This window comes from Clostridioides sp. ZZV15-6597, from assembly GCF_020657815.1.
GTDB lineage: Bacteria > Bacillota > Clostridia > Peptostreptococcales > Peptostreptococcaceae > Clostridioides.
Genome location: NZ_JAGWCT010000055.1, coordinates 1 through 26,279, shown reverse-complemented (window position 1 = coordinate 26,279; position 26,279 = coordinate 1). Strand labels below are relative to the sequence as shown.

Genomic DNA, 26,279 nt, shown 5'->3' with positions numbered 1-26,279 from the left:
TTTCTGTGCTACTTAATAAATAAAAGTTGTCAATTAAGATGTATATAAATAACTAGTATTATGAAAAATATAATAGAGAATTTGTTTATGATATTATTTTATATTTATATGAGTAAGAAGTGGATATAGATTATAATAACAGAAAGATTAAGAAGTGAATGTTAAGTAATAAATACAATTAATAAAAATTTTAAAATTGTATCTAAAGGGATATATAGAAAGGAAAATATTTATGAAGTTTAAAAAGTGGGTCAGTATAATTTTATCCATAATAGTGGTAAGTGCTTTTCTTGTGGGTTGTACAAATAAATCTAATTCAGATGTAGTGTCGAATGAAAAAATATCATATAAAATAAACTCCACAAAAAATAGTAATAATAAGGTTGAGACTAATAAATTTAATTTAGGAACATCAGAAATGGTTATAAGAGGTAAATCTATACCATTTAATATGGAAGGAATAATATCAGTACCTGAAAATATAAAAGAAAAAGCACCTGTAGTATTAATCTTTCATGGACAACATGGAGACGGAGAAAATGACTTTGAAGATGGATTTAAATATCTTACTGAGGATTTAGCAAGAAATGGTATCATAGGAGTATCTATTGATACCTCAGTGAATTATACTTTTAAGTATGGAGAACCAGTGGAAAATGAAAGAATAACTCATTTAGCTCAAACATATATACAAACTTTTAAAGACGTAAACGAAGGTAAGAAAAATGGATTTGGATTATATCTTAAAGATAAAGTTGATTTAAATAATATTGGTCTTATAGGACACTCTGTAGCAGGTTCAGGGGTAATTAAAATAGCAGAAGACCAAATGCAAAAAGGATTTAAAGGGATAAAAGGAATTATATCACTTACACCAGCATATAATAGTCCGATAGAAAAATTTCCTGATATACCAACAGCAATAATAGTTTCAGAGTATGATGGAGATGTTGTTCATAGTGGAGATGATATTTTTTATGATATATCTTTAGATAAAAATAGAAAAAGCCCATTGGGACTAACTTATCTAGTGGGCGGAAATCATAATGCATACAACTCAGTTTTAGGAGAAAAAGAGTTTTCTAAGCCACAGACTACTAATGGAACTTATCCTGAGAAATTAGGAGAAGAAGAACATAGAGATTTTTTCTCTAATTATGTAGTTGACTATATGAAATCTATTTTTGGGTTTGATAGTAGTGAATCACCTATCTTCAATAAAAAAGCATTGCCTTATAAAATGTATGGATATCAAACTTTAAATAAAGTTAAATATAGTGAATCTGTAGAATTATTTAATAAAAAGACATTTAAAAATATAAATTCAAGTAATGTTGATACAAAAGAATTAGTTGAATCAGAGAGACTGAACAAAGATACTGCAAAAATATTTATCAATACTGGAGTGAATGAAAATTTAGACTTGTTACAAGTTGATTGGAAATCTGAAAGTGGAAAAATAGAACTACCTTTAAATAATAATAACTTAGGAGCTTATTCTGCACTAAAGTTTAGATGGGCATTAAACTCTCCTAGTAAATTAAATAATAAAGATAATGTAGTTTCTTTCAAACTTAGCTTAGTTGATTCTAAGGGAAAAGAAAGTAGTATCATTGTAGAAAATGATAAAGTATCTGCTATGAAGTATTTTGAAGGAGAAGTTATAAAAGATGAATATGTAGAAGGGAAGTTTATGGAATTTTGGTCAAGATATACTCCAATAAGTGATACAGTAATACCACTTGACAAGTTTAAAAATATAAATTTATCTAATATAAAAAATGTTACAATTGAATTTGAAAGTCCAGAAACTGGTTCAATTATGTTAAATAAAATAGTTGGTATAAAATAATAATATTGGTTCTAGATAAAAGTATAAAATATCTAGGGCCAATTTTATTAAACCTATTAATTTTAGTCAGATATATAAAACTACTTCATATTAACTATAAGAAAAGAAATTTAAGAATATTTTACTGATATAGGGCAAGTTTAAAGAATTTTATATCTAAATTGTGTTATCATAAGTAAAGATATAAAGTTTCGAGTTTATTAACAAAATAAAAGACAGGGAGGTAAGTTTCATGTTTTCAAAAATCCTAGTCAAAACATTTATCAAAGATAGTGAGAATGTTCAAGATAAAGTTGTTAGAAATAAGTATGGTTATGTGGCAGGAATAGTAGGTATAATATCTAATTTAGTTTTATTTATAGTAAAGGTCTCTATAGGTATGCTTACATCAAGTATAGCTATAATGGCAGATGCATTTAATAATCTTTCAGATATGGCATCTTCAGCAATAACTATGATAGGGTTTAAACTAGCAAGTAAACCAGCTGACAAAGAACATCCTTTTGGACATGGTAGAATAGAATATCTATCAGCATTGATAGTAGCATTTATGGTTATGTTGGTTGGACTTCAATTTGTGAAATCGTCTATAGAAAGAATAACAAATCCAGTTCCTATAAAGTTTGAATTAGTGCCACTTATACTTTTAATTGCATCTATAATGGTTAAAATATGGTTGAGCCGTTTTAATAAATTTATGGGAAATAAAATTAATTCATCAGCATTAAAAGCAGTGTCATTAGATGCTTTGGGAGATGTATTTACATCAAGCTGTGTAGTTATATCTTTTATCTTGGCGAGATTTACTGATTTGCCTATAGATGGATATGTAGGTATTGTAGTATCATTAGTAATTCTTTATGCAGGCTTTTCTCTTGTAAAAGATACTATAAATCCTCTTCTTGGAGAAGCTCCAGATGAAGAAATGGTCAAATCTATTTTAGAATTATTATTATCTTATGAACATATAATAGGTACACATGATTTAATAATCCATAATTATGGAGTTGGAAGATGTATTGCATCTATACATGCAGAAATTCCGTCGAATATCGATATAATGGAAATTCATGAAATTATAGATACTGCTGAGAGAGAAATATCTGAAAAGTTGGATATATATTTGGTAATTCATATGGACCCTATATGTCTTGATGATGAGGAGGTTATATCAGCAAAAAGAGAACTTGAAGAAATACTTAAGAAAAACAGCCTTATAAAATCTATGCATGACTTTAGGATAGTTGGAAAAGGAAGTAAGAAGAATTTAGTCTTTGATATAGTAGTTAATCCTTCTGAATTCTCCAAAGGTATGTCAGAAGAAGATTTAAAAGAAGATATAACAAAACTAGTTAAGGAGATGAATCCTGAATATAATTGTGTTATTGTTGTAGATAAAGATTTCATTTAATGATGATTAAAAAATAAAGGGAAAAAATGTAAAAAATATAGACAATAAAATATAGACATAATATAATAGATATATAACTGTATTTAATTTGAATATAATAATTTTTAATTATTTTTATAAAAAAATTATAGAGACGTTGAAGTATATCCTATTACTGGGCACCTTATGGATATATAGAGTCAGTGGTGCAACCGGCTATGAATATAAATTTTATTTATTTCATAGCTTTTTTTGTATAGTTTTTTGATAAAAGAAATTAAATTATATTATGTATTTATAGAACTTTACAAAAGTGCGAATAGATTAGAGGGGAGCAATCTATATGAGGAAAGGAAATAAGAAGGCATTATTAATCAGTTTAATTATGATTTTAAGTATGATAGTTACTACAATATATCCAGCTGTATCTTATGCGTCAGAATTAGAAGGAAGTGGGTCTATCCAAAGTAATTCAAATAATTCACCAACTGGAGATGGAAAACAAGAAGAAAATAAGAAGCCAGAACAGACTCCAGGAGGAGACAAACAAGAAGAAAATAAGAAACCAGAACAGACTCCAGAAGGAGATAAACAAGAAGAAAATAAGAATCCAGAACAAGCTCCAGAAGGAGACAAACAAGAAGAAGATAAAAAACCAGAACAGACTCCAGAAGGAGATAAACAAGAAGAAAATAAAAAGCCAGAACAAACTCCAGAAGGAGATAAACAAGAAGAAGATAAAAAACCAGAACAGACTCCAGAAGGAGATAAACAAGAAGAAAATAAGAAGCCACAGCAAACTCCAATAGAGGATGAAAATTTACTTAAAACTTTAGAAGAAGAACTTAATGAAGAGTATGGATTTGTTGTAAAAATTAATAATAATACAATAGAAACAGAGTCAATGAAAAAAATTACATTTAAATTAACTTATACTCCAACATCAAAAGGGATACAAGCAGGTGACTCAATAACTTTTAAGGTTCCAGATGTGTTTAACAAAGTTAATTTAGATTATACAAGTGAATGTTTTGATAAAACAGATAGTAATGGAGAGTATACACTTACATTTAGAGAATTACCCAATGGTCAAAGTGTAATGCAAGGAAAAATTGGATTAGAAGCATATGTGAATAAAGTTGATGAAGAGACAAGTGCAAAAATTCATATTGAAACTACTGGAAAGATAGAAAGTGGAAGTGGAGATGTAGATATAGAAATAAAGCCTAGCGATAAAGAAGACATTGAAGAAGCTAAAGGAACACTTAAAAAGCTTGTTGAAGGAAGAGAGTCAACTACTGTATTTATGCCAGTTAAAAATAAAGATGTAAATTATAGTATACAAGTAAATGAAAAAGAGGAAGAATTAAAAGACATTACTTTATATGATGAGCTTCCTGAAGGAATGACATTAATAAAAGATTCTGTAAGTGTAGTGGCAAGCAATGGAAAAGAAGTAAGTGATTTTAATATTGAACAAGGTGAAAATTCTATTTCAGTTAATTTTGGAGATATAGATAAAGCGTATACTGTTAAGTATAAGGCTAGAATTAGTGATGAAAATGCGAAACATGGTAACAAATATAAGAATATAGCTAGATTAGAATCTGCTGGTAAGAAATTGCAAGAAGATGATGCTACTGTAAGTGTATTTGATAGGGGAAATGATTATCTTTTGACTAAGGGACATTCAGGAGCAACAAATATTACTCAAGTAGGTCAAGTAATCAACTATCAAATTTCAATAAATGATGACAAATCACCAATAAGTAATGTGGTTATAACAGACAATATACCAGAAGGTATGAGATTAACTACTGCTGGAGAAGCTGGGCATGATTTTAGAGTTGTAGAAGTTCCAATGAATGGTGGCTGGACTCCTTGGAGTAAAGAAAAAATTGCAAATAATATTTCATATAAAACAGAAGAAAAAAGAAATGAAAGTGGGCAAGTAGAAAAAGTTATAACTGGATTTACAATTAATCTTAGTGAAGAAGAAGTTGAATCAAAGTTTTTTATAGCATATACATTAAAAGTTATTAGTATTGAAGATAGTTATACAAATAGAGCTGTTCTTGATGCAAATAATAGTCAAGTAGATAAAAGAGACGAGATAAGTTTTAAGAAGAACTCTGGATTAATAAGTGCCAAAAAAGAGGTTGATAAAAAGGTATTAGATGGCAATGATAACCAAATAGTTAAGTATAAAATAAACATGTCAACTTATGGTGTTTATGATGCAGGGCAAGTAAATATTTTAGATGAAGTAAATCCAGCATTAAAAATATCTAATATAAAATACTCTGATAATCTTGAACTTAAAAAAGAAGCTGGAGATGGGAAAAATACTATAAGATTAGTAAATAAATATGAATTTAAGCAGATAAAAGAAGGTGAACCTGTACAAGGTTGGGTTACATTTGATGCAGATTTTACAGATGTAAAAGTAGGAGAGACTATACAAAATGTAGCTCAGATTAATGGTTCAAGTCCTCCTGGAGTAGAAACTACTAAACAAGGGTATGCTTTTGAAGCTAAAAAGGTAGACAATTCAGATAAAAGTGCTCTTGAAGGTGCAAAGTTTAATTTGGAAAATACATTTGGAATAGTAGTAGTTAAGGATTTAGTTAGTAATGAAGATGGTATAATTGAATCTAGTGTCAAAAATCCAGGAATATATTATTTAGTGGAGACCATGGCTCCAAGTGGATATGAAAAATTAAAGGATAAAATAAAGGTGGAAATTGATAGAAAAAATATTGGTAAAATTGTGGATATTGGAAATATAGAAAATGTAAAACAAGAAAATATTCCAGTAAATCCACCAGCACCACCAGATACAGATGAACCAACAGTAAATCCACCAGTGCCACCAAGTACAGATAAGCCAAGTAAACCATCAAGACCATCTGATACAGAGGAAGCAACAATAAATCCACCAGTACCACCATCAGAAAATGTGGTAAATCCACCAATACCAGAGGCAGTAAATCCACCAATACCACCATCAGAAGATGCAATAGAAAAGCCTGTTAAACAAATTGTTCCAATACCAGAGGTAGTAAACCCACCAGTGCCACAGGAAAAGAATAATACAGTAAAAGATAATACTGTAGTAAATCCACCAGTGCCACCAAAGACAGGGGATAGTACTACAATTACTGTAGAAATACTTTTGGGGTTAGGAGCTATTGTAGGACTTATTATATTGAGAAGAAAGAAAAACATCAATTAGACCCTAACATTATAAAAATATAAGTAATATTAAAAAATATCTTCTAAAACAATATTCTTAAGTGAGAATATTGTTAGAAGATATTTTTTTTTGGAGTATTATGTAAAAAAATAATCGTTTTTTAGAAAAAAAATCCAGAAAACTATAGACAAAGAGAAGGATATAAGATATAATATAAATATAAAATTAAATGAGGCAAAACTAGGGAAACCTAGTCACGCAAAGCTATAGGGGCTAAAGTTTAAGTAAACTATGCCAGCCAGTTGCCGAAAAGAGTAAAAATTTCTTTTTGTATATACAAAGATACTCTTGGGTATCTTTTTTATTTTGAAATTTATTACTCCCGGCCTAACTCAAAGGAGGGAATAATATGAAAACAAGTAAAAAATTATTAATCGCTATAATATCAATATTCTTAATAAGTTCAGTTCCAGTAAGTGCACATGCAGATAGTGCAACTTTACAAAACAATAAAGAAACACTTAGTCAAATAGTGGTTCTTCCAAGTGGAAATTACGATAAAAATGAAGCTAATGCTATGATAAATAGACTTGCAAATATAGATGGAAAATATCTAAATGTATTAAAACAAGATAACTTAAAAATAAAATTATTGAGTGGAAAATTAACAGATGAAAAAGAATATGCTTATTTAAAAGGTGTAGTTCCTAAGGGATGGGAAAATACTGGTAAAACTTGGGATGATGTTCCTGGTTTAGGTGGAAGTACAGTAGCTCTTAGAATAGGATTTAGTAACAAAGGTAAAGGTCATGATGCAATAAACTTAGAATTACATGAAACAGCACATGCAGTAGACCATCTTGCATTGAATGATATTTCTAAATCAGCACAATTTAAACAAATATTTGCTAAAGAAGGACGTTCTTTAGGAAATGTAAATTATTTAGGTGTATATCCAGAAGAATTCTTTGCTGAAGCATTCGCATATTACTACTTGAATCAAGACACAAATAGTAAATTAAAAGCAGCTTGTCCACAAACTTATAGCTTTTTACAAAACTTAGCAAAATAAAAAATTTATATAAAAACATTAAGGGGCTGTCTCAAAATAGAGATAAGCCTCTTTTTCATTGTTGAAATGATAAAAATATATTTGATTTCATACAAAAAGAGTGCCTCATGAACTAAAAAGTTCATTTTGAGACACAACCTTTTATATTGTGTGTAAAACTAATCAATTTAATCTTATGTATATTTTTTATGTGATGATTTATTGCTGACTTTTATATAATGACTCAATATGTTTATTATGAGCTTGAGCCATTATTGTAGGTATAATAGAAACTATTGAACCAATCACTATCAATAGAATTCCTATAATCATATTAATAGGAATAAATTCTTTAAGAATTAGTAATGCCAGTATTGGAGATATTACAGGCTTAAAGAAAAATACTAAAGATGTAAGGCTAGTAGATGTAGCTTCCATTGCCATAAAATAAAGTGCATAACCAACACCTGTAACAAATACAAATACGTAAATCATAGTAGGTATGTTGTGTAAGGTATAACCACTAAAAATAGGTATATTTGCAAATACATGGAGCCCATTTTTATTTAACATATTTGATATAAAATTAATCTTAGTAAATAGAACTAATACAAGCATTTCTAAACTACCTAATATAAAACTGAAACAAGTCACAACTATTCCACCAAATTTTAAGGTTTTTCTTTTACCAAAAACAGTGTACATTGAAAAAATAATGGCAGAAGATAGTGTTAAGAATATACCACTAAAAGTTAATCTTGTATGCAGTGGATTTATAATAACTATAATTCCAAGTACTTCTAATATAAGTGAAATTATATTATGCCTATAGATTTTTTCCTTTAGAATTAAATAAGCTAGAAGCATTACAAATACTGGATTACAACTAAATAAAACAGCAACTACAGATGCTTTTGTGTTTAGTACAGCTAACTGGTACAATGACATACTTACTACAACACACATAAAGCCTAGAAAAGCAAAGTATTTTAAATCTGATTTTGTAATAGAAATACTAAGGGATTTTAATCTTTTTATAGCAAAAGGTAGTAAGACTAAGCCACCAACAAAAAATCTTGATAAAGTTATTTGTAAGGGATTAAAGTCATTTGTAACTGTTTTTAGACTAATTTCCATTGAACTAAAAAATAGGGTAGTTAGTATTATATAAACATAACCTTTTTTCAAATCAAACACCTCCTTGTAATTTATATTAGTACTATAAACTACAATATTCAAGTACATTGGTATAAAATGGTATATAAACATAAGATATAAAATTATAAGCTACCTTAATATAGAATATAAAATTCTACACTAAGGTAGCTAATTATTTGTAATTATATTTATTTAATTATTTTAAATTGTACAATTTAGCTAATTTTTCAAATGCTGGTAGGGAACTCTTAACCTTATCATAAGATACACAATATGATACTCTAAAGTGTCCTGGGCAACCAAAAGAAGAGCCCGGAACTAATAGTAAATTAAATTGTTTAGCATCAGCACAGAATTTTTTATCATCTTCAATTGGAGCTTTTGGGAATAAATAGAATGTACCACTAGGTTTAACACAAGAAAATCCCATTTCTATTAAGCTATTATATAAAAGGTCAAAGTTCTTCTTGTAAATATTTACATCAACTTCTGCATCTAAGCTTCTTGCAATAACTCTTTGAAAAAGAGAAGGAGCATTTACAAATCCAAGTATTCTATTTGCAACATTTAATGAAGACATAACATCATCAAAATCATCCATTTCGCCATTAGCCACAATATATCCTATACGTTCACCAGGTAGAGACAATGATTTACTATAAGAGTATCCTATAAATGAATTTTTATAGTATTTTAATATACAAGGAACTTTAGCACCATCATAAATTATTTCTCTATATGGTTCATCAGAAATTAAATATATATTTGTATTAAATTCTTTTTGTTTTGTGTCTAGTAACTCTCCAAGATTTTTTAGCAATTCTTCAGAATAAATAACACCAGTAGGATTGTTTGGAGTGTTTATTATTAGAGCTCTTGTCTTTGGAGTAATAGCATTTTTTAGAGCATCTAAATCTGGTTCAAAAGTTTCTATATTTGTAGGGACTTCTATTAACTTTCCATCATAGTTTTCTGTATAATTTTTATACTCACCAAAATATGGTGCAAAAGCAATAACTTCATCATCAGGATTTAAAAGAGTTTTTAAAATAATATTTAGACCACCAGCAGCACCACAAGTCATAATTAAGTTATCTCTTGTAAGGTTTAATCCATTTTTCTTATTTATGTGCTTGGCAATAGCATCTCTTACATCTTCGTATCCTGAGTTGTTCATATATCCATGAACTAGATTTGGAGATTCTTCATTTAAAATATCGCTTATAACTGCTTTAATAGTTTCTGGAGGCTCAACACTTGGATTTCCTATACTAAAATCAAAAACATTTTCTTCTCCGTACATATCGGAGAGTTTTTTTCCCTCTTCAAACATGGCTCTTATAACAGAGCTGTTTGCAACTAAAGTTTGCATTTTATTAGATATCATATGTAACACTCCCTTTTATAGATTTATATTGCTTATGTATATATTACCATATTTTTACTGAATTTAGACAATTTTCGAAAAATTTCTTGTTTGAAAATATAAACTTTTATATAAAATATATTTATGTATGATGTATATAAAAAATTACAAATTCTAACTAAACCACAATTATATTTTATGATAATTTTATAAGGGAGTATAAAATTATACAGTTATAAGGCAAAATATTCTTGACTGTATCAAGGATTTAATATAATATAGTTGATATAGTCAAATATATTGTATTAGAATTATAGAGGGGAAATTAAAAATGGATTTTAAAAAGTTACAGCATGAGAGTTTGTCGTATATTATTTGTTATCTTCAAAGGAACTTTAAACTTTATTGTGAAAAATGTCTAAAGCCATATAAGCTTACGAATGGTTTATATTTTTATTTAATTTATATCAACAAGAATAGGAATTGTTCTTTGAATGATGTCTCTACAGAATTCGAGGTGGATAAAGCTCATACTACAAGAACTATATCTAGATTAGAACAAGATGGTTACATAGAAAAGATTCAAAATCCTAATGATAGTAGAGCTTTTCAATTGAGAGTAACAGATAAGGGTGAAGAAGTACTAGGAGATATAAAAAACATATTTTCAAAGTGGGATAGTAATATAAAAAAAGAGTTTTTGGATGAAGAATACAAAGACCTAGTAAAAAAATTACATACAGTAAAAGATATAAAGGCAACAGTGGAGGAAGAATAGGATGTATTGCAACTTATTAAAGTCAATTAAAATTGGAAATTTAGAATTAAAAAATAGAGTATCTTTTGCACCTACAAGTATGGGTCTTAATTTGGAAGAACGAATTGACAAGTTTTGTAAAATTGCTAAATCAGGTGTAGCTTTGATTACGATAGGAGATGTATCTGTTAGACCTAGTTTTCATAAAATGGCTCTAAGCTTATCAAATGAAGATGGAATTAGAGAGTACAAAAAAATTGTAGATGCAATACATGATTCAGGGGCGAAAGTTTCAGCACAAATATTTTGTTCAGATTATGACATGAATTTAATCAGAAATACCATGAAATTGGGAATTACTTCACATGATGAAATAAAAAAAATTATGGATGATGGAGTAAATGATTATGTAACAAATATGCCAAAAGAGGAAATAAAAAATATTATAGAGATGTTTAGGGTAACAACATTAAATGCAAAAAAAGCAGGATTTGATATGATTCAAATTCATGGAGATAGACTTATAGGAAGCTTTTCATCCAGTATATACAATAATAGAACTGATGAATATGGTGGAAGCTATGATAATAGAAGTAGATTTGCAAGTGAAATAATTAGTAGTATTCGTAATGACATGAAGGATATTCCAATAGATTATAAGCTTGCAGTTAGACAAGAAAATCCTCATTATGGTAATGCAGGAGTTTTATTTTCTGAAGTAGAGCATTTTGTAAAAAAATTTGAATCACTTGGTGTAAATAGCTTTCATGTAACATTAGCAAATCATTCCAAACTAGAAGACACCATACCAGTCAATAATCATCCTTATTTTAAAGATGAAGGATGCTTTTTGTATTTAGCTGATGAAGTTAAAACACACACAACCCTTCCAGTTTGTGGTGTTGGTAAGCTATCTAGTCCAGACTTCATAGAAAATGTTATATCAAATAACAGAGTAGATATGGTTGCTATGTCGAGACAACTATTGGCAGACAGTGATTGGTTGCAGAAAGTAAGAGAAGGAAGAGTAGATGATATTAAGAAGTGTTGCTACTGCAATAAAAAATGTGCAGATGCATTGCAGACACATTCTCAATTTGGTTGTATATTAGATTAATAAAATCTTATAGTGATTAAAAATTTAATGGTATTAAGAAATTTTAGATAAATACTTAATATATAGGAGGATATATCATGAAAAGTTTAATTTTATATTCAAGTTTAACTGGAAATACTAAAAAAATTGCTCAATCTATATATGATGCAATTCAAGGCGAAAAAGAAATTAAAAATATCAGTGAAGTAATTGATAATAATGTTGACTATGAAAAATATGATATAATATTCTTAGGATATTGGGTGGATAAAGGAATTTGTGATAAAAATTCAAAACTAGTCTTTGAAAATATTCATAACAAAAAGCTAGCTTTATTTGGAACAATGGGAGCAAGTACAAAGGGAAATTATGGAATTAACATCATGGACAAAGTGAAAGATGTCTTTTCAAAGGATAATGAAATAGTTGGGTCATTTATATGCCAAGGAAAGATTGCAGAAGGTTTAAAGGTGAAATATGAAGAAATGATAAAACTTCATCCTGAAAATGAACATATTCGTGAGCAATTAAAAGGTCATGAAGAGTCTCAAAGTCATCCAGATGAGCAAGAGATATCTGAAGCTGTTAGATTTTCAAAAGATATAATAGCTAAAGCTAGTAATATGTAATAGTTTAAATTAGATAGAAAGGGAGTTTGTAATATGAAAGAGAGTAACGATATTATAATTTCAGTTGGCTCTAAGCAAAGACTGCAAAATGCAATTGCAATAAAACTTTGTTTAGAGCCTAATAAATCAAGATAATATTTAGGCTAAATTGTTTTTGTGCAGTCTTTGCTTTTATTTACAATTTAAAATGTAGATGGGAGCAGAGTACTATGAAGTATGAAAAAGCACAAAATATATTGCCAGAAGAGATACTTGAATTAATTCAAGAATATACAGATGGTAGTTATTTATATATACCACGAAAGTCTGAAAATAAAAAAGCTTGGGGTGAAAATAGTGGTTCAAGAAATATCTTGAAAAAAAGAAATAAAGAAATATTTGATAAGTATAATAAAGGTATTTCTGTTAAAGAACTTACAAAGGACTATTATTTAACAGAGCATAGTATAAGACGAATAATAAGAGAAGAAAAAAGTGATTGAAAATAGAATATTAATGTTCTAAAGATAGATTTATATAACAAAAGATTAAGAAGAGGCTTTTTAACAAAGTCTCTTTTTTCGTACAAAATTAATACAGATTTGTTTATGAACTTGAGGTATACTCTATTTAAATGATATGATTTCATTGAGGAATTTCTAAATTTTAAGAAGAGGAATAGAACAATGAGTATTTTAAATGTAAATAATATAAGTTATGGATTTGGGGATAGAACATTATTTAAAGACATATCTTTTAGACTGTTAAGAGGGGAACATGTAGGTCTTGTTGGAAAAAATGGCGAGGGAAAGTCTACATTTATGAATATAATAACAAGTCAACTGATTCCAGATAGTGGTGATATACAATGGAGTAGCAAAGTAAGAGTTGGATATATGGATCAACATACTAAACTAGAAAAAGGTAATACAATAAAAGATATTTTAAGAGAATCTTTTAAGGAACTTTTTGATATGGAAAGTGAAATGGATAGTATATACAGTAAAATGGGAGAAATGAATGAACATGAGATAAATAAGTCTCTTGAAAAAGTTGCAAATATACAAGACTTTTTAAATAACAATGAATTTTATAATATTGATTCAAAGATAGATTCAATTGCCTTAGGTCTTGGGTTTAGACATATTGGACTTGATAGAGATGTTTCAGAATTGAGCGGAGGTCAAAGGACAAAGGTACTATTAGGTAAACTATTGTTAGATGAACCAGATGTATTGCTTTTAGATGAACCTACAAACTATTTGGATGAAGAACATATAGAATGGTTAAGAAAATATCTTCAAAATTATGAAAATGCATTCATATTGATATCACATGATTTGGAGTTTTTGAATAGTGTTGTAAATGTGGTGTGTCATCTTGAAAATATGACATTGACAAGATATATTGGCAATTATGAAAATTTCCAAAAGATGTATGAAGAAAACAAGAGAAATTTAAGAATAGCTCAAGAAAAACAGATTGGAGAAATATCAAAGTTAGAAGAATATATTGCAAAAAATAAAGTTAGAGCATCAACCAGTAAGATGGCAAAATCAAGACAGAAAAAATTAGATAAAATAGAAAGAATAAGTATATCAACAGAAAAAGTAAGACCTCACTTTGACTTTAAAATATCCAAAAAATCTGGGAAGATGATATTTGAAGCTAAGAAATTAGTTATAGGATATGAAACAGCACTAAGTAAACCTATAAATTTAATTATGGAAAGAGGAGAAAAGATAGCTTTAATAGGTGCAAATGGTATAGGAAAATCAACCTTATTAAAAAGCTTGATTGGAATAAATAAACCAATAAGTGGAAGTATTGAAGTAGGAGAAGAACAAAATGTTGGATATTTTGAACAGGAAGTTAAAGAAATAAGTGATAAAAAACTTATTGATGAGGTGTGGTATGAATTTCCAACATACACAAGATATGAAATAAGAAAAATGCTATCAAGATGTGGGTTGACTAATCAACATATAGAAAGTAAGCTTTCTATATTAAGTGGTGGAGAACAAGCTAAAGTAAGGTTATGTAAACTTATAAATAATCCTAGTAATATATTAATACTAGATGAGCCAACAAACCACTTAGATTCTGAAGCAAAGGAAGAACTAAAAAAAGCTTTAATATCATATGAAGGCAGTATAATTTTAGTATGCCATGAGCCAGAATTTTATAATGATATAGTTAATAAAATTTGGGATTGTGAGAAGTGGGCAATTAATTATTTAATATGATAGAAAATCTTATATCACCTGTTATATCTTTTATCAATTTTACTATAAGACAGGCTAATTTGACTTTTGGACTGAGAAAGACATGAAAAGACTAAATTAATAGAAAGGCATGGCATTTATTTGCGATGCTTTTTTTAATAGAATCAAAAAAATGATAAAAATACTTGACTGTAAACCATGTTTATACTGTATTTTATATAATAATCAAGAAGTTTTAGATGCACACAAGGAGGCGATTGTTACAAAGTGTGGTATTATTGATAATGGAATATTGGCGAATCAAATAATGAAATAAAACATTAAAGAAGACTTAGAGTAATAAAAAAGAAAGATATTAGGTAATTCAATAAATCGAAAGGTGGTGTTTAAAAATGACAATTAAGGAAGTTGAAGAAAAAACTGGACTCTGTAAGTTTCTTATATATATGGGGAGGAAATGTTACATGGAGAATTATTACCATTGCTTGTTTGCTAATTGCAATCATAGCATTTCCAAAACTGTCAGCTCAAATTCCTGTGCAATGGAATAATGGTGTAGCCAACAGTGTAGATAAAAAATTTATTTATGCCTATCCAATTATTTGTGTTGTGTTGAGATTTATTTTACGCCCATTTATATGTAGATGGTTACAAATACGAGCTTTCTATAGTGACACTATTGCAGATTATTTGACGAACTTTTTATGTTTTGTAGCTTTATCCGTAGAAGTATTCTCAATATTTTTTGTCTACAATATTGTCAAGAACGTTACAGTTATTCTTTTTATAGATACCTGTGTATTTATTATTTTATTACTAATAGGATGGAATAAAATATACCAAAAAAACAAACAACTCTCAAAAAATGAGTAAGGAATGAACTTACTTTCTATAAAGAATTTTAGGTACGTTCGAGATACATTTTTCATGCTGATGAAGTAAGGCAAAAGCAAAAGCTTACTTTAGCATCATTGGTTTAAATTCTGATAGCGGAATAAAAAAGAATGCCAGAATTGATAAAAACATAGTGTTTATGAGGATTCTGGCATTTTGCATATTCAGATTTAAAAACTTTGCTTATTGAGAATTAGTGGAAAAATGTTATTTTTATTAAAAAAGCTAATAATTTAGACTTCAATCTCTACATATTATCTAAAAAAGATAAGAAATCAACTTTGTATATTTTCTTTGGTCTACCTCTTTGATTATCCAGCTTTGTGTTTACAATAGTTGCAATACCAGCCTTATATAAGATACTTAAGATTCTATTTGCACTCCTAAGAGTTATATTCATATAGTCTGATAATATTTCCGCTGATACATTATTTGAATTTCTATCATTAATCATACTCATAATTTTAGATACATTTACATTAGATAAAGGAATGAAAGAAGCAACTTTATTGGCTATTGAACTTTCTTCAAGGTCATTAGAATTTTTATTTGAATATAAAGGTCCTATTATATTATTAGTGTCATTTACTATAAATGTGCAATTTCCACCTAGAGAAGCTGATTTACTATTTGCCTGACGAGCGTTCTGCTCTGCATGAATATTTGTGTTGCCAATTCCCCAACCAATATTTAAGCTATACTTAATTTCTTTTAAGTCTTCTGAAATAAAAAATTCTGTATAGTCCTTAGTCATATTATTTAGCATTTCTTTAGTAGTATGTATTTCTATTTTCATGTCATTTTTTTTGACTTGAACTCCATAGAATCCATTTGTTGATAAAGAATTTAAGATAGTGTTGTATATTTGATTTTGTATCTCATCATTTTTAAATATTAGGTCATCATTTATATACTCTGAGCTATTTATTGTGACTATACAAGTTGCAGATTTATTTTTATCTAATTTTTTTAATGTTATTTCGTTTATTACAGATTTAAATGTGTTTAAGATTGATTCAGTAGATGGCACCATGTAAATACAGTCATATCCAAGTCTATTTAATTCACAATTAATTATATAATTTCTAGTAATAGAAAGGTTAATCTTATTATCTTTTAATAAATCTAAGTGTATCTCCAATAATTTATCATTTAATTTTTTAAAGTCATATACAGGTTGAGGAATATTGAAATCTTTAATTGTATATGGACAGTTTTTAGAATCTATCAATGAATAGATGTCATAATAGTTATTATCTTCTCTTAAAAAATCCATAAATGATTTTGTAAAATCAATCTCTCTTTTACTATTTAATAGTTTAAATAAGTATTTATAAAAATCTCTTTCATCAAGCTTTAAGAAACTTAATGGGACTTTTATATCCTCTATATTTATTATAATTTCACTATATGGAATTATACCACTACAAACAAATCCATCAAAATTATCTACTTGTTCATTATATATATTTGGCAAATTACTGAAAGGGTTTTCGCCTTTTAGTTCAATGTATGTAATTTCGCAAATATCTTTTAATTCTTCGAGAGCTTGTTTAAAGTTATCTGCCATAAAATAAGATGTTGTTAAAAAGCCAATCTTATATTTCATAAAACCTCCTTTAAAATTTCGAAAGTATTGTAACTAATTATCAATTTATAACCTCATTTTATAATAGTAGATAAAAAGCGTCAATTTATTTTACAAAGTAATAATTAAAAGAAAAATCAGAAAATAAAAAATATACTGAAAAAATGTTGACTGATGAAAATAATTGTGTTATTTTGTAATTAAGGACTAGTCTTTTAAAATTTCCTAAAGTATAAACTTAGCTTTTAGGAAAAAATATATTTTATTCAAAAATAAAGGAGATTATTATGAGTACATATTTAAATGAAATTTCTAAATTTGTTGACGAGAATAGAGAAGAAATAATTTCATTGTGGAAAGAGATTGTTAATATTGAAAGCTATACAAACTGTAAAGAGAGTGTAAATAAAGTAGCTGAGAGATTAAAATGTGAGTTTGAAAAAGAAGGATTAGATTGTGATTTAATAGATGTTGGAAATAATGGCAGTACATTAGTAGGTACACTTGGTTCTAAGAGAAATAAGAAACAAATAATTTTTTCAGGGCATATGGATACTGTCTTTGAAATAGGTACATTTGGAGAAAATCCATTTAAAATAATGGAAGGAAAAGCATATGGTCCAGGTGTGTTAGATATGAAAGGTGGAATAGTAATTTCTTTATACGTTATCAAAGCTTTAAATAAGATAGGATACAAAGATAGACCAATAAAAATAGTCTTTTCAGGAGATGAGGAGATAGGACATAAGGATTCAAACGGAGGAGACATTATATTAAAAGAAGCAAAAGGTGGTCTATGTGCATTTAATATGGAAACTGGTTTGGTAGATAATAGCTTATGTGTAGGTAGAAAAGGAAGAATCGGGTGTAATATACATGTAAAAGGTGTAGAAACACATGCAGGAAATGATTTTGAAGGTGGAAGAAATGCAATAGAAGAAATGGCTAATAAGATATTACAAATACAAAAATTGACTAATCTTGAAGTTGGAACTACAGCAAGTGTAAGTATAATTAAAGGAGGAAGAGTATCAAATTCTATTCCAGAAGATTGTAGTATAGAAGTAGACCTTAGATTTGAAAAAGTAGAAGAAATGGAAAACGTTAAAAAAAGAATTCAAGAAATATGTGAAGATACTTACATAGAAGGAACTTCTACACATGTTGACTTTGTAAGTGAGATGATGCCATTTGAAACTACAGATGATGTTATGAAGTTTCATAAATTTGTAAATACAGTATCAAAAGAAAATGGGTTTGGTGAAATAAATGCTAAGAGACTTGGAGGAAGTTCAGATGCTAGTTATTTAACTATTGCAAACGTTCCTACGATATGTTCTTTTGGAGTAAAGGGAGAATGGAATCATACATCAAGAGAATACGCATTAGTAGATTCTATGTTTGAAAGGGTAAAATTGATTTCTACAATTGTTTTAAATTTAGATAAACTTGATATATAAAAGGGGGATTTTATATGGATACAACAGCTGGAGAGAATAAGGTAACATGGAAAGGATATATGTCTTTATTTGTATTGATAATACTATTTTCTGGTATTTTTAAAGATAGTCAAGGATTTCTAAAAGCTTTAGACTTTGCTAATTTAACTGGCTCATTTGGTACTATATCAGATGGTGTAGACTTTATGGGAAAAGGTGGAACTGGTGCAAAGGATGGTTTTTTATTTGCACTTACTTTAATACCAACTGTGTGTTTTGCTGTAGGGCTTATTGATGTAGTTGAATCTATGGGAGGGATGAAAGCTGCATCAAAAATATTTAATCCATTGCTTAAACCTTTACTTGGGATACCTGGAATAGCTGGTATAGCATTTGTATCTTCATTTACTAGTTCAGATGTAGCTTCAATAATGACAAAAGAATTATGTGAAAATGGAGAAATAACAGATGATGAAAGAACTATATTTGTAGCTTATCAATATGCTGGTTCAGCAGTTATATTAAATACAATAAACACTCAAGCTCCGCTTTTACCAATAGCATTATTGGCATTAGGTCCAATAATACTTATAGAAATATTCTGTAAGGTACTTGGAGCAAATCTAGTTAGACTAATTATAAATATAAAAAATAAAAAGAATAAAAATAAGGAGGCTGCGTAATATGAGTCAACAAAATACTGGAAGCACAATTGTAAATAGTAAACCAAAAAAAACGGCTGTTGAGACATTTATGGGAGGCGCAAAAAAAGGTTTTTACATAGGTATTGAACAAATATTGCCAGCCATGATAATGGGGTATGTAATAGTACAATTTCTACAATTAACGGGTCTAGTTGATATTTTAGGAAATGTTTTTGGTCCAGTAATGGGGATTTTTGGACTACCTGGAGAATCAGTCGTAGTTTTAATATCGGCTTTCTTTGCTAAGGCAGCAGGAGCAGCTACAGCCGCAAATTTATTTGCACAAGGTATAATTACAGCATCACAAGCAACTATCTTGATTATGCCATGTATGCTAATGGGTACTCTAGTTGGTCATTATGCTAGAATAGTCCTTGTAGCTAATACTAGTACTAAGTATAGAATGTTACTATTAGCAGTTCCTATATTTGATGCAGTTGTAGGAATGTTAATAGTTAGAGTCTTACTTACTTTTATGGGAGTAATGTAAAAATTAAATAAAACTAACATAATAATATCGTGATGATGCACTAATTAAAAAAAAGATATGTTAATTAAAAAAGAAGTTTACTAGTATAGTGGTAAACTTCTTTTAGATTTTCTATGTTTTTTAGAGTTTTTATGTTTTTAAACTTTCTATGTTTTGTTTTAATACCTTTAAATCAACAATAAACTAAATATATTTTTTTGTTAATATCAATATAAATTTATTAGGGCTTTATTTTTAAAGTACAATATGTTTTGAATTCTCACGTATATCTACTTCAATGACTTTTTCTATTGTATCTCCTCTAAAGCCTAGTAAATTACTTGTTAAGTTTGCAGTAGAACAAGAGTGGTTAGGTATAATTCTTATTCTATCACCTATTTTTATATCAGTTTCTCCATTCACTTTAATTTTACCAACTTCTTCTGAAAGTGAATCAATAGTAAGTTCTGGATGCTCACAAACTCTACCATATCCAACAATACTACTATTTCCATGTGCACCTTTATCTAATCCAAGACATTTACTTCCGCAATCAACTAAATAATAGCCATTACTATTTTTTGAGATTACAGTACATACAACAGTAAGAGCACACATCTTTTCAGTAGCACACCCTAGACCTATTTGTATAGCATCATAATATACATAGTTTCCAGGTCTTACAGCAGTGATAGTTTTAGAAGCAGCCTCAGTTTCAACTGTTGGAGTGCTTCCAGAAGCTACAATATCTATATTAAAGCCATTATCAGTTAATAATTTAGATGCTTTCTCCATAGTAGAATCTTCTTGAATACAAACATCTGGCACACCTTCTGGAGAACTACAACCATATACTTGACCTGGATGTGAGCTTATTCCAACAATCTTTATACTTTCTAGTTTTGAAATTTCAGTAGCAAGTTCGACTACTTTTTCTGGTTCAACACCAAAACGGTGTAATCCGCAATCTACAATAAGAAGTAGTTTACATTCAATTTTAGCTAGAGAAAAAGCCTTACTGTAAGCTTTTGCACATTCTATATTATCTGTAGCACATATTAAATTTATTTTTGAAGCCATAGTTACTACCCTGTTTATATTTGCATCTCCCATGTAAGGGTAAGCCAACATAATATCTTTAAAGCCAGCATTTATCAAAGCTTCAGCTTCATCAAGAGTTCCAACAAGAAATCCAGCAGCACCTGCATCTTTTTGAAGTTTTGCAATATATGTGCTTTTATGCGTTTTAAGCATAGGCCAGAGCTGTTTGTTGTTCTTTGTACAAATTTGTTGTATTGTATTTATATTTTCTTCTAACTGGTCTAAATCTAGTAAAAAGCTTGGTGTAGCAATTTTTGAAATTTTCATGTTGTTTACCACCTTTCAATAAAAGTAAAATCAATCACAGGTCTTGATTTCATGATATTAATAAATATTATGATAAGATTAGTTCTATAATATAAATATCTTCTAATTATATTATAGAACCAGTATGAATTTAGAGCAATATTTATTTAGATTAATTAGAATTTTCAATATATTTATTATCTGTAAAATTATGTAATTATTAAACCGTAGATATAATAATGTTTTATTTTTGTGGTTTTACTTAAAACTGTTTGAGTTTTATTTAATAGGGTATTTTAAGTGAGTGAAAATTTTATTTTAGCATAAAAAACTTATATTATAAATTTTGGAGGTAATAAATATGAGAAAAGTAGTACTTTATATTGCAATGAGTTTAGATGGTTATATAGCAGAAGAAGATGGTAGAGTAGCTTTTTTAGATGAAGTAGCTTCAGATTCTCAACAAGAAGACTATAATACTTTTTACGATACAATTGGTACAGTTATTATGGGAAATTCAACATATACACAAATAATAAATGAACTAAGCCCAAATGAATGGTTTTATGAAGGGAAAGAATGTTATGTGTATTCAAAGACTACTAGTGGAGTTACTGAAAATGTAAAGTATACAAATTTGGAACCTAAAAAACTAATTGAACAAATTAGAGCAGAAAAAGAAGGAAAAGATATCTGGATAATAGGAGGAAGTGAAATAGTAGAATTATTTATAAAAGATAATCTAATTGATGATTATTTTGTATATGTATTGCCAACAATATTAGGTAGAGGAATTCCATTATTTAAAACTGGAATACAAAGAACAAACTTAAATCTTAAAAAAGTTAGTAATTTAGAACAACTTGTAAAATTAGAATATAGTAAAAAACAAGTATAAAGTATGTGCTGGCTTGTTATCATTTTATAAAATAAAGTATTTAAAAACTTAAATTATATATGAATTGACATTACTTGTCAAATATGGTAACATATAAGCGACTTATCGGAGGGTGTATTAAAAAGAATATGCTGGAGAAGAGAGTGCACTAACTCTTTTCTCCTTTTTTTATAAAAGCAAGTATTACTGCATAATAATTACACTGTCTCAAAAATTAAGAAAGGAGTAGAATATGAAATTAATTTTAAATTATTTAAAAAATTATAAGTTATTAATAGCATTAAATATACTGGCTATATTTAGTTTTGCATTAGTTGAATTAGGTATACCAACAATAATAGCTAAAATAATTGATAATGGTATTGCAAATCAAAACACAACTTACATAAAACAAATGGGAATAGTAATAGTTGTTATTTCTATTATAGGAGTTGTAGGTAGTGTATTATTGGGTTATTGTTCTGCAAAAATATCAACAGGAGTAACTAGAGATATAAGAAATGATATATTTAAAAAATCTCAAGAGTTTTCACACACTGAATACAATAAATTTGGTATTTCTTCAATGATTACAAGAACTACAAATGATGCATTTCAAATTCAACAATTTGTAAATATACTTCTTAGAACAGCTTTATTAACTCCAGTCATGTTTATTATAAGTATAATCATGACAATTAGAACAAGTGTAGAGCTTTCCTTGGTATTAGCTATATCAGTGCCTTTTATAATTATTGGAGTAGCAATAATAGCAAAAGTTTCTCAATCAATATCATCCAAACAACAAAAAGGACTGGATAAACTAAACCTTATATCAAGAGAAAATTTAACTGGAATAAGGGTAATCAGAGCATTTGGGAATGATGACTATGAGACAAAAAGATTTGAAGAAACAAATACATATTATGCTAATGTTTCTAAAAAATTGTTTAAACTTATGTCAATTACTCAACCCGCATTCTTTTTACTATTAAATATAGCTGTTTTAGCTGTGTTTTGGATTTCCAGTGAGAAAATAAATATTGGAGAAATTCAAGTTGGACAATTGGTTGCATTTTTGGAATATCTTTTCCATGCTATGTTTTCAATTATGCTTTTTTCAATGGTATTTATCATGTATCCAAGAGCAGAAGTTTCAGCAAATAGAATAAAAGAAATTTTAGAAGAAGAGCCACTTATAAAAAATCCTAAAAATGGAGTAAAAGATACTGAAAATAAAGGACTTATAGAATTTGACAATGTAACATTTACTTATCCAGATGGAGAGGCCTCTGTGCTTAAAGATATTTCGTTTACTGCAAAAACAGGTGAAACAGTTGCCTTTATAGGTAGTACTGGTAGTGGAAAGAGTACTCTAATTAACTTGATACCTAGATTTTATGATGTAACAGAAGGTAGCATTAAGATAAATGGAGTAGATATAAGGGAATATGACTTAAAGGCTTTAAGAAAAAAGATAGGATTTATACCTCAGAAAGCATTGCTTTTTACTGGTAGTATAGCAAATAATATTAGATTTGGTAAAAATAAAGCAGGAACATCAGAATTAGAACATTCAGCCAAAGTTGCACAGGCATATGAGTTTATATCAAAAAAACCTAGAAAATTTGATGAATTAATTAGTGAAGGTGGATCTAATGTATCTGGAGGTCAAAAGCAAAGACTTTCTATTGCCAGAGCTATTATAAGAAAGCCTGAAATATATATATTTGATGATAGCTTTTCTGCGTTAGATTTTAAGACTGATGCAATACTTCGTTCTAAGCTAAAAAAAGAAACAAAAAATGCAATCGTATTGATTGTTGCACAGAGAATTAGCTCAATTATTGATGCTGATAAAATTATAGTACTAAATGAAGGAAAAGTTGTTGGAATGGGAACTCATAAAGAATTATTGAAAAATTGTGAAATATACTATGAAATTGCAACATCTCAGTTGAAAAAGGAGGAATTGGAATAATGAAAAAGTCTAAAGGTTTTAAAAAAACAATTGGTAGACTTCTTCCATTTGTAAAGCAATATAAATTTTCATTTATTATAGCTATTATATGTATAATTTTAGCAGCTACTATGAATGCAATTGCTCCTAAAACAGAGGGATTAATAATAACACAATTAACTAAAGATGTAATTCGTATAGCAAAAGGAATACCAGGAGCATCTGTGAATTTTAACTATGTAGTAAAAATTTTGGTACTCTTAGCTTGTATATATGTTGCTAATGCAATTTTTACGTATGCTTCAAGTTTTTTACTTACAAATGCTATTCAAAATACAATGAGAGACTTAAGAAATGAAGTAGAAAATAAGATAAGAAAATTGCCTATTAGTTACTTTGACAGCAATAGTTTTGGAGATGTACTAAGCCGTATATCAAATGATGTAGATACAATATCAAATGCTTTACAGCAGAGTTTTATGCAAATTATCAACTCAATTTTAGTAATAATTTTGGCAATTTCCATGATGTTTACAATTAATGTATATATGGCATTTATAGCTCTTTTTATAATTCCAATTAGTTATTTTGTATCTAAGTTCATAGTAAAAAAATCACAAAATAGATTTTCATTACAACAAAATGCTCTTGGAAAATTAAATGGAAAAGTACAAGAGATGTATACTGGATTTAATGAAATAAAATTATATGGAAAAGAAGAAGACTCTATAGAAGAATTTAAAAAAGTAAATCAAGAACTTTGTGAAAATGGATTTAAGGCACAGTTTATATCAAGTATGATGAATCCAATGGTTTCATTAGTAACTTATTTTGGAATTGCATCAGTAGCAGTAGTTGGCTCTATATATGCAGTGAGTGGAGGGATAACAGTTGGAAATTTACAAGCATTTGTACGTTACATATGGCAAATAAATCAGCCTCTTTCACAGATGACACAATTATCAACTGTAATACAATCTTCTTTTGCAGCAATAGAGCGTGTATTTGAAATTTTGGATGAAGAAGAGGAAATTCCTGATGTTGAAAATCCAATTAAGATAGAAAATGTACAAGGAAATGTCACATTTGAACATGTAAATTTTGGCTATGGAGAAAGTGAAACCTTAATAGAAGATTTAAATGTAGAAATAAAAAGTGGTCAAATGGTAGCTATTGTTGGCCCTACTGGAGCAGGTAAAACAACATTAATAAACTTATTGATGAGATTTTATGATGTAAAGGGAGGAGCTATTAAAGTTGATGGAGTAGATATTAGAGATATGAGACGTGAAGATTTACGTTCAATGTTTGGAATGGTACTTCAAGATACATGGCTATTTAATGGTACTATTTTTGAAAATATAGAATATGGTAGATTTGGAGCTACTAAGGAAGAAATTATACAAGCAGCAAAAGTAGCAAATGTACATCACTTTATAACTACACTTCCAGATGGATATAATATGTTTTTAAATGAAGAAGCATCTAATATATCGCTTGGAGAAAAACAACTTTTAACTATAGCTAGAGCCTTTATATCAGACCCTTCGATATTGATATTAGATGAGGCTACTAGCTCTGTTGATACTAGGTTAGAATTGATGCTTCAAAAGGCAATGAGAAATCTTATGAATGGTAGAACTAGTTTTGTTATAGCACATAGACTTTCTACAATTCGTAATGCTGACTTGATTTTGGTTATGAATAATGGAAGTATTATAGAGCAAGGTAATCACGATGAATTAATGGAAAAAGGCGGATTTTATGAGAAGCTTTATAATAGCCAATTTGCAGATACAGAATCTGAATAAAAAAATATGTGTTTATATAATAGCTATAACTTAAATTACTAATGTTATAATTAAAAAGAGTATCAGCAAAGTTATTTTTTTATAAACTTACTGATACTCTTTAGCTTTAAGCTTAAAATATTTATATTTGACAACTAATCTTGTTATATCTGATAACTAGAATTGCAGTATTTTTCTTTTTTACCTTTTTGTTCTCTGACATATAATAACTCACTTAACTTATTGATGTAATAACAATCGTCACTTATGCGAATTAAACTAGTTAGATAATATCCGTCTTTACTTCGAGGAATTTTTTTGTTTATAGCTAAGTCAATAGCTGTTTTTGCTGCTTCAAAATGTTTTAAATGTGTATGACCTTCTTCAAAATTCTTTCTAGTATTATAAACTACATAACCGTTTTTAACTTGAAAAACTATAAATTCTTTTTTTTCATATATTTTATTAAACATTTAATCAGCCTTTCTCAAGATAGTTTTATAGTATAACAA

The 26,279-nt window shown here is 28.2% G+C and carries 21 protein-coding genes and 2 riboswitches; of the genes, 16 read left to right on the top strand and 5 right to left on the bottom strand.

What is annotated here, in order from left to right; genetic code table 11:
* Positions 1–232 precede the first annotated feature (232 nt).
* The 4 genes from KGF52_RS12865 (at position 233) to KGF52_RS12850 (ending at position 7,510) form a co-directional block, all read left to right on the top strand.
* Entirely contained in the window at positions 233–1,852 is a 1,620-nt protein-coding gene (locus KGF52_RS12865; RefSeq protein WP_227840459.1) for a hypothetical protein, read from the top strand.
* A gap of 232 nt (positions 1,853–2,084) precedes the next feature.
* Positions 2,085–3,263, top strand: a complete 1,179-nt coding sequence (locus KGF52_RS12860; RefSeq protein ID WP_227840458.1) for a cation diffusion facilitator family transporter — start codon at positions 2,085–2,087, stop codon at positions 3,261–3,263.
* 120 nt (positions 3,264–3,383) lie between these two features.
* A riboswitch (cyclic di-GMP riboswitch) is annotated at positions 3,384–3,469 on the top strand.
* Between the two features lie 116 nt (positions 3,470–3,585).
* Complete coding sequence (locus tag KGF52_RS12855; RefSeq protein ID WP_227840457.1) at positions 3,586–6,477, top strand: SrtB-anchored collagen-binding adhesin; 2,892 nt, start codon at positions 3,586–3,588, stop codon at positions 6,475–6,477.
* Positions 6,478–6,661: 184 nt separating this feature from the next.
* Positions 6,662–6,748, top strand: a riboswitch (cyclic di-GMP riboswitch).
* Positions 6,749–6,847: 99 nt separating this feature from the next.
* Positions 6,848–7,510: an anthrax toxin lethal factor-related metalloendopeptidase gene (locus KGF52_RS12850; RefSeq protein WP_227840456.1), complete on the top strand. Its 663-nt coding sequence runs from the start codon at positions 6,848–6,850 to the stop codon at positions 7,508–7,510.
* Between the two features lie 198 nt (positions 7,511–7,708).
* On the opposite strand, the gene KGF52_RS12845 is transcribed toward KGF52_RS12850, so the two are convergent.
* On the bottom strand, positions 7,709–8,677 hold the full coding sequence (locus KGF52_RS12845) for a DMT family transporter (RefSeq protein ID WP_227840455.1): 969 nt from the start codon (positions 8,675–8,677) through the stop codon (positions 7,709–7,711).
* A gap of 166 nt (positions 8,678–8,843) precedes the next feature.
* Positions 8,844–10,034: a pyridoxal phosphate-dependent aminotransferase gene (locus tag KGF52_RS12840; RefSeq protein ID WP_227840454.1), complete on the bottom strand. Its 1,191-nt coding sequence runs from the start codon at positions 10,032–10,034 to the stop codon at positions 8,844–8,846.
* 310 nt (positions 10,035–10,344) lie between these two features.
* Here KGF52_RS12840 and bilQ point away from each other — a divergent pair, with 310 nt between their 5' ends.
* The 6 genes from bilQ (at position 10,345) to KGF52_RS12810 (ending at position 15,572) form a co-directional block, all read left to right on the top strand.
* Entirely contained in the window at positions 10,345–10,791 is a 447-nt protein-coding gene (bilQ, locus tag KGF52_RS12835) for a bilirubin utilization transcriptional regulator BilQ (RefSeq protein WP_227840453.1), read from the top strand.
* A gap of 1 nt (position 10,792) precedes the next feature.
* Entirely contained in the window at positions 10,793–11,887 is a 1,095-nt protein-coding gene (gene bilR, locus KGF52_RS12830; protein WP_227840452.1) for a bilirubin reductase, read from the top strand.
* Positions 11,888–11,964: 77 nt separating this feature from the next.
* Positions 11,965–12,495, top strand: a complete 531-nt coding sequence (gene bilS / locus KGF52_RS12825) for a flavodoxin family protein BilS (protein WP_227840451.1) — start codon at positions 11,965–11,967, stop codon at positions 12,493–12,495.
* 209 nt (positions 12,496–12,704) lie between these two features.
* Entirely contained in the window at positions 12,705–12,977 is a 273-nt protein-coding gene (locus KGF52_RS12820) for a CD3324 family protein (protein ID WP_227840450.1), read from the top strand.
* A gap of 183 nt (positions 12,978–13,160) precedes the next feature.
* The gene (locus KGF52_RS12815; RefSeq protein WP_227840449.1) at positions 13,161–14,720 is read left to right on the top strand and encodes an ABC-F family ATP-binding cassette domain-containing protein; all 1,560 of its coding nucleotides are present in this window, start codon (positions 13,161–13,163) and stop codon (positions 14,718–14,720) included.
* A gap of 387 nt (positions 14,721–15,107) precedes the next feature.
* Positions 15,108–15,572 (top strand): DUF1648 domain-containing protein, encoded by a 465-nt coding sequence (locus KGF52_RS12810; protein WP_227840448.1) that lies wholly within the window; start codon positions 15,108–15,110, stop codon positions 15,570–15,572.
* A 268-nt stretch (positions 15,573–15,840) separates the two neighbouring features.
* On the opposite strand, the gene KGF52_RS12805 is transcribed toward KGF52_RS12810, so the two are convergent.
* Positions 15,841–17,202 (bottom strand): hypothetical protein, encoded by a 1,362-nt coding sequence (locus KGF52_RS12805; protein ID WP_227840447.1) that lies wholly within the window; start codon positions 17,200–17,202, stop codon positions 15,841–15,843.
* 266 nt (positions 17,203–17,468) lie between these two features.
* Between KGF52_RS12805 and KGF52_RS12800 the strand changes: the two genes are divergently transcribed.
* Genes KGF52_RS12800 through KGF52_RS12790 form a run of 3 tightly spaced genes read left to right on the top strand, consistent with a single transcriptional unit; the run spans position 17,469 to position 19,814 of the window.
* Complete coding sequence (locus KGF52_RS12800; protein WP_227840446.1) at positions 17,469–18,641, top strand: M20 family metallopeptidase; 1,173 nt, start codon at positions 17,469–17,471, stop codon at positions 18,639–18,641.
* 14 nt (positions 18,642–18,655) lie between these two features.
* Positions 18,656–19,303, top strand: a complete 648-nt coding sequence (locus KGF52_RS12795) for a nucleoside recognition domain-containing protein (protein ID WP_227840445.1) — start codon at positions 18,656–18,658, stop codon at positions 19,301–19,303.
* Between the two features lies 1 nt (position 19,304).
* On the top strand, positions 19,305–19,814 hold the full coding sequence (locus KGF52_RS12790) for a YjiG family protein (RefSeq protein ID WP_227840444.1): 510 nt from the start codon (positions 19,305–19,307) through the stop codon (positions 19,812–19,814).
* Positions 19,815–20,048: 234 nt separating this feature from the next.
* Here KGF52_RS12790 and KGF52_RS12785 read toward each other — a convergent pair whose 3' ends face one another.
* Entirely contained in the window at positions 20,049–21,161 is a 1,113-nt protein-coding gene (locus tag KGF52_RS12785) for an alanine racemase (RefSeq protein ID WP_227840443.1), read from the bottom strand.
* Positions 21,162–21,501: 340 nt separating this feature from the next.
* On the opposite strand from KGF52_RS12785, the gene KGF52_RS12780 reads away from it, so the two are divergent.
* From KGF52_RS12780 to KGF52_RS12770, 3 genes are all read left to right on the top strand, one after another.
* Positions 21,502–22,038 (top strand): dihydrofolate reductase family protein, encoded by a 537-nt coding sequence (locus KGF52_RS12780; RefSeq protein ID WP_227840442.1) that lies wholly within the window; start codon positions 21,502–21,504, stop codon positions 22,036–22,038.
* A 232-nt stretch (positions 22,039–22,270) separates the two neighbouring features.
* Entirely contained in the window at positions 22,271–23,998 is a 1,728-nt protein-coding gene (locus tag KGF52_RS12775; protein ID WP_227840441.1) for an ABC transporter ATP-binding protein, read from the top strand.
* The gene (locus tag KGF52_RS12770) at positions 23,998–25,788 is read left to right on the top strand and encodes an ABC transporter ATP-binding protein (protein WP_227840440.1); all 1,791 of its coding nucleotides are present in this window, start codon (positions 23,998–24,000) and stop codon (positions 25,786–25,788) included. The genes KGF52_RS12775 and KGF52_RS12770 overlap by 1 nt, the downstream gene beginning before the upstream one ends.
* 143 nt (positions 25,789–25,931) lie before the next feature.
* On the opposite strand, the gene KGF52_RS12765 is transcribed toward KGF52_RS12770, so the two are convergent.
* Positions 25,932–26,240, bottom strand: a complete 309-nt coding sequence (locus tag KGF52_RS12765; RefSeq protein ID WP_227827591.1) for a hypothetical protein — start codon at positions 26,238–26,240, stop codon at positions 25,932–25,934.
* Positions 26,241–26,279 lie beyond the last annotated feature (39 nt).